This is a genomic window from Desulfovibrio sp. 1214_IL3152 (assembly GCF_036763055.1).
In the GTDB taxonomy this organism is placed as follows: Bacteria; Desulfobacterota; Desulfovibrionia; order Desulfovibrionales; family Desulfovibrionaceae; genus Desulfovibrio.
On sequence record NZ_JBAIYW010000595.1, the window covers coordinates 19340 to 30559 of the forward strand.

Annotated in this window: 9 protein-coding genes and 1 pseudogene; all 10 read right to left on the reverse strand. The window is 50.1% G+C overall.

The annotated features are described in order from the left end of the window. Positions 1-2 precede the first annotated feature (2 nt). Positions 3-1229: a class I SAM-dependent methyltransferase gene (locus V6C07_RS12520; RefSeq protein WP_333536808.1), complete on the reverse strand. Its 1227-nt coding sequence runs from the start codon at positions 1227-1229 to the stop codon at positions 3-5. Between the two features lie 76 nt (positions 1230-1305). Beyond that, entirely contained in the window at positions 1306-2439 is a 1134-nt protein-coding gene (locus V6C07_RS12525; protein WP_333536809.1) for an FkbM family methyltransferase, read from the reverse strand. Between the two features lies 1 nt (position 2440). Beyond that, on the reverse strand, positions 2441-3280 hold the full coding sequence (locus V6C07_RS12530) for an N-acetylneuraminate synthase family protein (protein ID WP_333536810.1): 840 nt from the start codon (positions 3278-3280) through the stop codon (positions 2441-2443). Further along, complete coding sequence (locus V6C07_RS12535; protein ID WP_333536811.1) at positions 3277-4356, reverse strand: NAD-dependent epimerase/dehydratase family protein; 1080 nt, start codon at positions 4354-4356, stop codon at positions 3277-3279. Before V6C07_RS12535 ends, V6C07_RS12530 begins: the two co-directional genes overlap by 4 nt. Continuing rightward, a complete protein-coding gene (locus tag V6C07_RS12540) occupies positions 4353-6068 on the reverse strand; it encodes an ABC transporter ATP-binding protein (RefSeq protein WP_333536812.1) in 1716 nt (571 codons plus the stop codon). The genes V6C07_RS12535 and V6C07_RS12540 overlap by 4 nt, the downstream gene beginning before the upstream one ends. Before the next feature lie 263 nt (positions 6069-6331). Continuing rightward, a pseudogene (locus tag V6C07_RS12545) lies at positions 6332-7267 on the reverse strand (GDP-L-fucose synthase family protein). A gap of 6 nt (positions 7268-7273) precedes the next feature. Further along, the gene (gmd, locus tag V6C07_RS12550; protein ID WP_333536813.1) at positions 7274-8422 is read right to left on the reverse strand and encodes a GDP-mannose 4,6-dehydratase; all 1149 of its coding nucleotides are present in this window, start codon (positions 8420-8422) and stop codon (positions 7274-7276) included. A gap of 12 nt (positions 8423-8434) precedes the next feature. Beyond that, positions 8435-9616 (reverse strand): DegT/DnrJ/EryC1/StrS family aminotransferase, encoded by a 1182-nt coding sequence (locus tag V6C07_RS12555; RefSeq protein ID WP_333536814.1) that lies wholly within the window; start codon positions 9614-9616, stop codon positions 8435-8437. After that, positions 9594-10520, reverse strand: a complete 927-nt coding sequence (locus V6C07_RS12560; protein WP_333536815.1) for a GDP-L-fucose synthase family protein — start codon at positions 10518-10520, stop codon at positions 9594-9596. The genes V6C07_RS12555 and V6C07_RS12560 overlap by 23 nt, the downstream gene beginning before the upstream one ends. Positions 10521-10577: 57 nt before the next feature. Then, positions 10578-11220: cupin domain-containing protein (locus V6C07_RS12565; RefSeq protein ID WP_333536816.1), on the reverse strand; the 643-nt coding region annotated here is incomplete at its 5' end.

Here is an 11220-nt window from a genome sequence, read left to right on the forward strand (position 1 = left end):
TTTTATATCACAGAAACGTTAATGATGTTATTTTTTCTGAATTCATTACAAATTTGTTCAGAGCCAAATGACACACAAACTATGAAATGGCAGTCTTTATAATCTTTAAGTGCAGTTTGAAAATCAATAAACTTATACATTGCCCCATACTTGCTAGCCCCTAAGTCCTTGTATGCCTTGTCAACGATGGCTTCAATCGTAACGCCTTGTAGTGGCCCACCATTTTCCCGAGCTCTAAAAAAATTGTCTCCAAAGCCATACACAACGATTTTTTTATTCTCAAAAAAACTTTTTCCCAGCAAGGCTCTTCTTTTTTCTTGAGAAATATATGTTAACATAGAAGTATACAAAGCAAGTTGTTCACTTTTAGGCTCAAAAGAGGAATTCCGCTGTTTTTTTGCAAAAATATAAAGTGCTGGGAAGTCTTTTCCGTCTTTATATTCAAATTGGTTGATTCCCGCATGCGTTACTTCAAAGTTCATTCTATTCAATAAATTACGCAATGATTCCACGCTAAAATGATTAACATGAAGGCGATCTATATAATAAAGAAATTCTCTTCTGGGGAAATCTTTGTATCTCGAGGCGTCGGGTACTTCTAAATATAGAATCCCAGAGTTATTAAGAATGGAGTCTAAATCATAATGAAATAAATTTATAAGGTGCTCAAAAAAATGCGAAGCAATCACTACATCAAACTTTATATGATGTTTTTTAATATTAGAAAATTCATAAACAGGATGTTTTATGGAAAATTGTTGGCAAGCATCACAGCCGATATAGTCATGCTGAGGAAATCTGAGCTCCATAGCTTCCATTAAACCTCCGCTTCCACAACCAATATCTAAAATTTTTAGCGTTGAATTACTTTCGAGAATAGGAGAAAGAGTATCGATCTGAATCGCATAACGGTTTTTATCAAGAAGTGGCTGACCTGATATTGTCATCTGGTCATTTACACAGTGTTCATAATATCGATCATAACATTCTTGGTCACCAGGAGCTGTAAAAACAAAATTGCAGTGCTTGCAAGAATACAAAAAAACCTTTTCTGGAAGAAATTTTTTTTCTCGCAACTCTAAAGTGAAAAAGGGCTCTTCACATCTTTGCGCACATATTGGACACGTGTGAATATCTGTTCTTCTTTCAAAAGGATAAATCATAGAGGTGTTCTTTTCCCCATAGGGGCCATGTTTCTCAAGTAACGATGATGAGACTATTCCACTCAAGTCACCGCTGGAAAAACTCTAACTTTTTTAAACTAGTCGGCACTCTATCTATAAAAGATAGCCGATTCTTTCTAGTTTAAGTTGCAATGGCATAAACAACGGTGTCGCCATATGTCTCAGAGTGTTGCCGCAAATGTATGGAATACCCCAGATTGAGCCTGTGAATATAGAGAGGAATGGCGTATATATCTTCTTTTTTATGATACACAGAAAAAATTAAATCTGGCCGTTGTGAGCGGATTAAGTTGTCAGCCCCTCTTAATACTTCCATCTCGTAGCCCTCGACATCCGCTTTGAGTATTGTAGGGAGAGGATTTTTCCCTTTAAAAAAACTGTCTAGACTTTTAACTTGGACTTCGCGCCTGTTTTCTCTATCAGAGACAAGCAAACTGGATTCTATTCCTGAGCCAGAAATTGCCATCAACCCATCTGATTTCGCAATAGCGAGGAACGATGCGACAACATTGGTGTCGTCTTTTGTTGTATTTTGAAGCTGCAGAAAACTATCGTAATCTGGCTCAAAGGCATAATATTTATATTGCCCTGTTTTCCCAGGGATTGTATGTTTCAAAAAATCTTTATATGTATCACCAATACTTGCACCAAGATCACAAAAAACATCGTATCTTACCATACTAAGCATGTCTGGAGCATAATATGGGTCGGGGATGTATATTTTTTTTATGAACTTCAGATCAAGAGTAAGCTGAAAAGCCAGAAAATTTTTGAGCACCAAAAGAGACTGTTCATCAAGTAATGAGGCCAATTCCGCAATTTCTGCCGTGCCAGCTGCTTCATCAAAGTGGTAGCCAACCGGCGGTGCCGGTATGGATGATGGCGGCAAATCAACAGGAAGAATTGTTTCAACCTTATATTTTTTGCATTGTTCAAACATCTCTCGTGCGTACGCAGACGTGAGAATGACCAGTGGATATGATTCTTTTTGCAAAGTTTCAACAGAAAGAATGTTTATATCTCGATAACGAGTTCCAATTTTAGCTGGGTTAGAGTCAATGCAGTATTTGGGAACAATTCCTTCGCGCAATAGCATGTCAACGACTATTTGGCCAAACAGGCCAGCACCAAAAACAATGACGTCTCTGTCCTGAATTTCTGCAAATGAACCATAGCTCTTTTTAGAAAAAGTGAAGCAGGCTTTTTTTAATGCGGCGAGTTCTTTTGAAGAAAATACAGATTCAAGATAGTTCATTTTAATCCACCTTCAAGTGCGCACGCAGTTTTTCTGCCACCTTGGCTTCTTCGGGCAGGATACGCTTGTTGCCATCGCCCATGGCAACTTCAAGGATTCGTGTGTACCGGCAGAGTTGATGCAAGCCTGCGCCTTCCACACTGGCTGCCTGATCGGATCCGTACATGGAACGGTCAAGGGTGATGTGGCGCTCCAGAGAGGTGATGCCCAGCATGACCGCACCCACGGAAACTGCAAGGCCTGTTTCGTGGCCGCTGTAGCCGACATTGCAGTTAAAGGCGTTCCGCAAGGTTTCAATGCAGCGCAGATTGGCGTTTTCTACCTTCATGGGGTAGGTCCCTACGCAATGCATAAGTTCAAATGGGCACCCTGCTTCTCGAAAAATGGAAACTGCCTTGCCAATATCGTCCATGGTTGACATGGCTGTTGATATGAAGGTGTGCTTTTTGCGCGAGGCCACAGCCTTCAGAAATCTTTCACTCACAGTCATGGCCGAAGCGACCTTGCTGTACTTGCAGTCATATTGGTCAAGAAACTCCAGGCTGTTCTCATCCCAGGCCGAAGCGAACCATTCAATGTCTCTTTCTTTGCAGTAGGCATCGATAACGTCAAATTCGGCCTTGCCGAATTCAAGCCCTGCCTTTTGATCCCGCTGCGTGGTGCCCCAAGGGCTTTCCCGAAGCGAATCCAGAAACTCTTTGGTGTAAACCACGTCTATGTCGCGTTTTTGAAATTTAACGGCATTGCACCCGGCCCCCTTGGCCATATCAATCAACTTTTTGGCAATTTCAATATCACCATTATGGTTGATGCCAATCTCTGCGATGATAAAAACGCTCATTTAAGCCTCCGTGATGATGTTTGGCGCATATTATGCCACTCCAACATGCGATACAAGCCGTCTTCCAGCGAATATCCCTCTTTAAGCTCCAGTTCATGCTCGATTCTGGCGATGGCCGGCACGTAGCAAGCCGGCGCATTGCCCTGCAGGGGCGTCCCCTCAACGACTACATCTTTATCCAGACCAGCACAATGCAGAATAGTTTTGGCCAGTTGCTTCAGATTGACGCCGTGCCTTGAGCCCACGTTGTAGGGCGTGGCATGGCGTCCTGCGACCAGCAGTACCAGCAACCATGCTGCCATGTCTGCTCCGTACAAAAATGAACGTACCGGGGTGCCGTCACCCTTGATGACAATGTTGCGACCTGCCAGAGCATCTGCCACAAAGCTGCCCAAAGCATTGACACCAAGTGTTACATGTGCCCCAGAAAAGGCAAAACACCTGGCAACTACTGTTGTAATATGATACTGCTCGCCAAGTGCTGAGGCATATGACTCCAAAAAACGCTTTGTTTCGCCATATACACGCGGTTCGGAAAATGGATTGGGCGGGGCATTTTCTTCGCATAATCTGCCATCCATGGTCCCGCCCACTGGGCCAGTGCCGTACACAGCCCCTGATGATGTCATTAATACTGTCTTGCAACCCCGTTCTGCCGCAAGCCTGTACAATCTTTCTGTCCCTTGTGTCGCCGTTGTCATATGCCGGGCGGCCCAGGAGGAGGTGCCATCGTTAGGCAGGTTCAGTCCATGTATGGCAAGTTCAAAGGGCGGGAGCGCGTCAGCGTCAAAATCCATTATGCCGCCATCCAGAAAGCGGATGCAATCATGGTTTTGCAGATGGGGCATTTCAGATAAAAGCGTATTCCTGTTGCGCGTCAACACTGTAAGATTGAGCTGCAACGCATATTGCTCATTGAGCCACAGCAGGGCATCAATGAGCCATTTGCCCATAAATGCAGTGCATCCAACCAAAAAAATGCTTTTTTTCTCATATAAATTTATATGCGTAGCAAGACTATGCCCGATATGTTGCAAGTCCTCAATAAAAAGGCTGTATTTTTGATTGCGTGTCATGACTGCTCTGTGCGTGCATCCGTCAAATGCTTTTTCAAAAAATTCTGATATTCTGGCAATACCTGTGCGGCATTCCCTTGCTTCACTACCTGACCATCTTGCAGCCAATACAGATGGCTACAGGCTTCAACCGTACTCAACCTGTGCGCCACTATTACAATGGTCATATTATCGCGCAGGCTCAGTATGGTGGACTGTATTGCCGCCTCGGTGGCCCCATCCAGTGCGCTGGTCGCTTCATCAAAGAGCAGTAAGTCCGGGGTGTCGTAGAGGGCGCGAGCTATGGCCACGCGCTGCACTTGACCACCCGAAAGCCGCACGCCCCTATCTCCCATGACCGTATGTATTCCTTGGGGCAAATCTTCCAAAAAATCCATGGCGGCCAATTTGCAACATTCTAAAACACGCTTTTGGTCCGGCCCTTTCCCCCAGTCAGCAAAGGCCACGTTCTCGGCAAGCGTCGCGTCCAGGATGTAGGGATTTTGTGGCACATAGCCAATTTTCAAAAAACCCGGGCTGGCATGTACCTCTTTGCCATCAACCAGTATTTTCCCTGATGTTGGAACAACAAGCCCAGTCAAAATACTTACCAGGGTGCTTTTTCCTGCGCCGGAAAGCCCGATAAAGCCCACCATGCTTCGCTTGGGAATGGTAATGTTTATGTCTCGCAGTGACGGTTTGCAACTATCTGGATAAGTAAAGTCAATATGTTGCAAATCAAGGCTATGGTGGAAAGGCAGCGTGGACGTCTCGCCCTGCAAGTCGGGGATTGACAGGCATTTGCGCAGCAGAATGCTGACCGGCGTAATCTGCGCCTTCATCATCAATACGCCGCCAACAGTCTTATTAAGGGCCGGCAGCAGACGCCATGACACCGCTGCCATGAGTGTAAGCGTGCCCGTAATGCTGGCTACGCTGTCTCCCAGCACAACCATCAGCAGTACGCCACAAAGCAATAACAGCATTCCGGTGGACTCCAGCCACCACTGCGGCAGGGGAGGGAAAACGCCCTGTTTCGCCGCAGCCAGTGCTGTTGGCCGGGCCAGGCTTTGATAGCTTTGTATAAAGGCCAGCTGTTGATTATAAATCTTGACCTCGCGTATCCCATGCAGGGCCGCATGCGCCACGCGGCTTGAAATTTCACTAAGTTCCCCTGTACGCGCCCCTGCGTCTCGGGCCCTGCGCTGCGCCATTTTATAAATGAGCAGTGCCACACACGCAGAAACACCATACAAAAGTACCGATACGGCAGGAGCCATCGTAAAGGCCCCCACTAACAGGAATAACATGATTCCGGCCTGACTCAGGCTTTGCAACAGTCCCGTGAAAAAGGTGCTGCTATGGATGCGCCAGTTCAAGTAATTGAAGAGTTCACCGGGATTATTTTGCGTGTGCCAAATGTAAGGCGCAGCTATATAATTGTTGAAAATTTTTAAAGAAATATCCCAGGCTACCTCTTGCGCGACAAGGCACTGCCAGTAGGTCATAAAACCAATGGCAAGATTCTTTATCACAGTGGCGGTGCACACCAGTATCAGCACAAAAAAAAGCATTTGAATCTGCTGCGGCATTTCTGAGCCGATGGTGGGCAAAAACTCAAAAATTCGCCGAAGTAGGTCTATTTTATTCAAGCTGGCAGGGTCAGCCAAAGCTACCCCCAAAAGTGATATGGAGCCAGCCAGACCCAGTTCGATAAAGCCCATGACAAACATGGCAAATCCAAGCCATATGAGCTGTCTTTGCCTGTGCTGAGGAAGTAGCGCGTAAAATTTTCGTGATGTGGCGAGCATGCTTACCAGTCTGTGTACAATTTTGCCTGAATATTCGAGCAGGAATGTTTGCCTGAGACGATAGATATATCTAACTATGTTACATTCTGCTTAATCCTGTGATGTTACCATTTTATTTTTCATACAAATAATGGGAAAGCAATCCCGCTGTGGTGCTGACTGTCAAAATAGTCTTTAGATGTCAGCTAGTTGCATATATGCAGACGATGCAAAAAATCGTTGTATGTATTGCACAGGCCCTCCTCAAGGGTGGTGTGAATTTTCCAGCCTATGCCCAGCAGCCTGCCAGAATCCATGAATTTACGCGGGGTGCCGTCTGGTTTGGCGGCATCGGTGGCAATTTCACCCCTGAACCCTACCACGCGGGCTACCATATGAGCGACATCCATAACGGAATGTTCCACACTGCTTCCCACGTTGACGTGCTCAAAATCCGAAAGTTTTCCATGAGAAACAGGCAGGCCTCGGCTATGTCATCCACATAGAGGAATTCGCGTAGAGCTTTGCCCGTGCCCCAGATAGTCACTTTTTTGGCTCCGGTGACCTTGGCCTCATGGAAGCGCCGAATAAGCGCGGAATCACATGGCTGTTTTCCGGGTGATAGTTATCTCCTGGGCCATACAGTTTGGTGGGCATGGCGCTGATGGCGTCAAAGCCGTACTGCTTGCGGTAGGACTGGCACATCTTGATGCCCGCAATCTTCGCCAGGGCGTAGGCGTCATTGGTGGGTTCCAGCGATCCGGTGAGCAGGTACTCTTCCTTAATGGGCTGCGGGCACAGCTTGGAGTAAATGCAGGACGAGCCGAGAAACAGCAGTTTTTTGCTGCCGTTGCGATACGCACTGTCAATGACGTTGTTCTGTATCTGTAAGTTTTGCTAAATAAATTCTGCTGGATAGGTGGCATTGGCATGAATGCCGCCCACCTTGGCGGCAGCAAGCACCACAATATCTGGCCTGTGCTGCGCAAAAAAGCCCGTACCGCCGCCTGAACGCACAAATCCAGTTCCGCATGGGGGCGCGCGAGCAGATTGCTGTAGCCTGCACGCGCCAGGGCGCGGCACAGGGCGCTGCCCACAAGGCCGCGATGTCCGGCTACATAAATAAGCGAATTTTTGTCCATGCGGAGCTACTCGTTATAGCTGAACGTCTTGAATCCTGCCACCTTGCACACGGCATCGCGCATGCTCAGGGCAAGGTCTTCGCGTGTCATTTCAGTCACCATATCTTCAAAGGTCGTGCGCGGCTCCCATCCCAGCTTTTCCTTGGCCTTGGCCGGATTGCCCAGCAGGGTCTCCACCTCGGTGGGGCGGAAGTAGCGCGGGTCTACCCTCACAATGACATCGCCGGGTTTGACGTGGCATTCCAGTCCCTGCCGGTTGCCAGCGGCCTGTTGCAGTTCGTTTACGTCCACAGCCGCCACGGCGCCGGTTTCGTCTATGCCCGCACCTTGCCATGTGAGCGTCAGGCCCAGTTCTGCCGCTGCCGTGTTGACAAAGTCGCGCACAGAGAACTGGCGGCCCGTGGCGATCACAAAGTCGTCCGCCTGCTCCTGCTGCAGCATAAGCCACTGCATTTCAACATAATCGCGAGCGTGACCCCAGTCGCGCTTGGCATCCATATTGCCGAGATACAGGCAATCCTGAAGCCCCAGCACCATGCGGGAGAGAGCGCGGGTGATCTTGCGGGTCACAAAGGTTTCGCCGCGGATGGGAGATTCGTGATTGAACAGGATGCCGTTGCAGGCGTACATGCCGTAAGCTTCACGGTAGTTGACCGTAATCCAGTAGGCATAGAGTTTGGCGCAGGCATAGGGCGAACGGGGATAGAAGGGTGTTTTTTCGGTTTGCGGCACTTCCTGTACCATGCCGAAAAGTTCCGAGGTAGACGCCTGATAAAACTTTGTTTTTGCGGTCAGGCCGGCAATGCGGATGGCCTCCAGAAGGCGCAACGTGCCAAGGGCGTCCACATCAGCCGTGTATTCCGGCGATTCAAAGGACACCTGCACATGGCTTTGCGCCGCGAGGTTGTACACCTCGTCGGGCTGAATTTCCTGCACCAGCCGCACAAGGTTGCTGGAATCACTCAGATCGCCGTAGTGCAGCACAAGTCTCTGGTCGCAGGTGTGCGCGTCCTGAAAAAGGTGGTCCACTCGGTCTGTATTAAAAAGGGACGAACGCCGCTTGATGCCGTGTACCTTGTATCCCTTGCTCAGCAAAAATTCGGCAAGATACGCGCCATCCTGACCAGTAATGCCTGTGATAAGAGCTTTTTTCATTATAACACTCGCTTAGGCCAGGGATGAAAGGATAGTGCGAACCCGGTTGAGATCTTCCGTATGGTCCACATGGTCGTTGCCGATAAAGAGGCCATTGGCGTCCACATATTCGGCATTGGCAAGGCTGCCGGATACAGAATAATCAAAATACCGCATGACATCCTTGGTCGCAAAATTGCCTGAAACGATTTGGCGGCATTCTACGCCATTGTCAAGCAGCGTTGCGGCAACATGGTTGCGCTTCAAAGGCGAACCGGGCCGGATGACCAGAGAAAAACCAAACCACGAGGGCGAACCTATGCCCTGCTGCACCATAAAATGCGGGTCGTCGGCAAACAGCTTCAAGAACTGCTCGGCATTTTTTCTGCGCGCAGCCAAAAAGCCCGGCAGTTTTTTAAGCTGCTCGCGTCCGATAGCGCCTTCCATTTCCAGCGGGCGCACATTGTAGCCCGGCAAAAGAAAGCGGAAGGATTCTTCAAAAGGATTGTCCGACTTGACGCACAGGGTATTCTCTTTCTGCAGGTTGCGCGTCCAGCCGTGCGCCCGCAGGCAGAGCAAAAGGTCATGCAGATGATCGTCGTTGGTGACGATCATGCCGCCCTCCATGGTGGAAATATGGTGCGAAAAGAAAAAGGAATACGTACCCATAAGGCCGATGGACCCCGCGTAGCGCCCGTTGTAGGTCGCCCCCAGCGATTCGCAGTTGTCTTCAAGTAGGGTGATGTCGCGGTTGCCGATGATGGCGTTGATCGCGTCAAAATCGTTGGGATTGCCAAGCAGGTTCACAACCATGATGGCCCGCGTCTTGTCGGAAACGGCGGCGGCGAGGGCTTCAAGATCATAGTTGAGGGTGTGCATATCCACATCCACAAACTTGAGACGGAGGCCATACTGCTGCAAGGGGTAGTAGGTTGTGGGCCAGGAGATGGCAGGCACCACAATCTCGTCGCCAGCCTTGAGGCGGGGTTCGGGGCGTGTGAAGAACATGGCTGCGGTCATCAGAAGGTTGGCGCTGGAGCCGGAATTGACCATAACCGCATGTTTTGCCCCCACAAAGGCGGCAAATTCTTTTTCAAAGGTAAAAACAGCCTCTCCCATACTGGTGGTCTGCGCCTGGGCAAGAGCTGCCGCGGCGTCGATTTCCGCACTATTCCAGGTGGTGCTGGCGAGGTTATAGCGATGTGTAGTAGGCATGCGTTTTCTTAATCCCTTCTTCAAGAGTATGGCGTGGGGTAAAACCAAAGGCATTTTGCCGCGACACATCCACAAGTTTGCGCCGCATGCCAGCGGGTTTGCCCAGGTCATGGCTAAATGCCCCCTGATAGTGCAGCACCCGGGCCACCGCCTCGTAATAGTCGTTTACAGTATGGTCATAGCCAAGCCCCACGTTCATAAGGTCGGGCAAGGCTTCAAATTTTTGCACAGCCATAAGCGTCAGCTGCGCAAGGTCTTCGGCATACATGAACTCGCGGCGGGCTTCGCCGTCGCCCCATATTTCCACAGTGTCCAGCCCTTCGCGCACGGCAGTGTCGATCTTGCGAATAATGGCGGGGATCATGTGCGACGCGCGCAGGTCAAACCTGTCGTATTTGCCGTAGAGATTGCACGGCACCAGAGTTTTGTAGGCTTTGCCGGGATACTGGGCATTGATGTACTGGCACAGACGAGTGGCAGCGCATTTGGCAATGGCGTAGCCCTCGTTGGTGGGTTCCAGACTGCCAGCCAGCACCATATCTTCCACAAGCGGATTCGGCGCTTGCGCCGGATACATGCAGCTTGAACCCATGTTCAAAAAGCAGCCCACACCCTGTTGTAAAGCACCCATGATGATGTTGAGGCCCATCTGCATGTTTTCGTACAAAAAATCCACAGGTGCGGCAATGTTGGCCTGAATACCGCCGACCCGGCCCGCGCAGTGGATGATGAGCGAGGGCTTGTGGCGCTGCAAAAACGCGTCCACAGCCGACCTGTCCATGAGGTTCAGTTCGCGGCTGCGCGGCGTAAAAAGCTCGTACCCCGCAGGCTCCAGCACTTCAACAATGTTGCGGCCCACCATGCCGGCAGCCCCGGTTACCAGTATAGAATATCTCTGCGTCATGATTCTCCGCGCAATGGCGCCTGAAAGGCGCGATCAAAAAAGCCCGGCATGAAGGTGCTAGCCTTCCCGCCCGTACACATCGGCAAAACGTACAATATCATCCTCGCCCAGGTAGGCACCGGATTGGATTTCAATAAGCACCAGAGGGATGACCCCGGGGTTTTTCAGCCGATGTTTTGTACCCACAGGGATGTAGGTGGACTGGTTTTCAGAGAACAAGTGCACCGCATCACCATTGGTCACCTCGGCCGTGCCGCTGACAACCACCCAATGCTCGGCGCGGTGATGGTGCATCTGGAGGGAAAGCTCCGCGCCGGGGTTGACCGTGATGCGTTTTACCTGAAAGCGGGCGTCCATAACGAGCGTTTCGTAGCTGCCCCAGGGGCGGTACACCAGCGGGTGCTGTCTGCATTCGGTTCGCCGGGCTGACTGCAGGCGGCCGACCATGTTTTTGACTTCCTGCACCCGCTCGCGCGGGGCCACCAGTACGGCATCGCGCGTTTCCACAACCACAAGGTCGCGCACGCCAATGGCCGTCACCAGACGGTGCTGGGCGTTAAAATAACAGTTTTCCGCGTCTTGGGTCATGACGTCGCCGTGGCAGACGTTGCCGCTGTCGTCACCCTGTTCCGCCTGATAGAACGCCTCCCACGAACCAAGGTCGCTCCAGCCTGTGGACAGGGGGACCACCGCCGCGCGA

What these genes read in the sequence shown, in the direction of transcription:
- V6C07_RS12530 (WP_333536810.1), bottom strand. Translation starts at nt 3,280, where the DNA reads ATGAGCGTTTTTATCATCGCAGAGATTGGCATCAACCATAATGGTGAT.
- V6C07_RS12525 (WP_333536809.1), bottom strand. Translation starts at nt 2,439, where the DNA reads ATGAACTATCTTGAATCTGTATTTTCTTCAAAAGAACTCGCCGCATTA.
- V6C07_RS12560 (WP_333536815.1), bottom strand. Translation starts at nt 10,520, where the DNA reads ATGACGCAGAGATATTCTATACTGGTAACCGGGGCTGCCGGCATGGTG.
- gmd (WP_333536813.1), bottom strand. Translation starts at nt 8,422, where the DNA reads ATGAAAAAAGCTCTTATCACAGGCATTACTGGTCAGGATGGCGCGTAT.
- V6C07_RS12555 (WP_333536814.1), bottom strand. Translation starts at nt 9,616, where the DNA reads ATGCCTACTACACATCGCTATAACCTCGCCAGCACCACCTGGAATAGT.
- V6C07_RS12535 (WP_333536811.1), bottom strand. Translation starts at nt 4,356, where the DNA reads ATGACACGCAATCAAAAATACAGCCTTTTTATTGAGGACTTGCAACAT.
- V6C07_RS12540 (WP_333536812.1), bottom strand. Translation starts at nt 6,068, where the DNA reads ATGTTTGTCATGGGCTTTATCGAACTGGGTCTGGCTGGCTCCATATCA.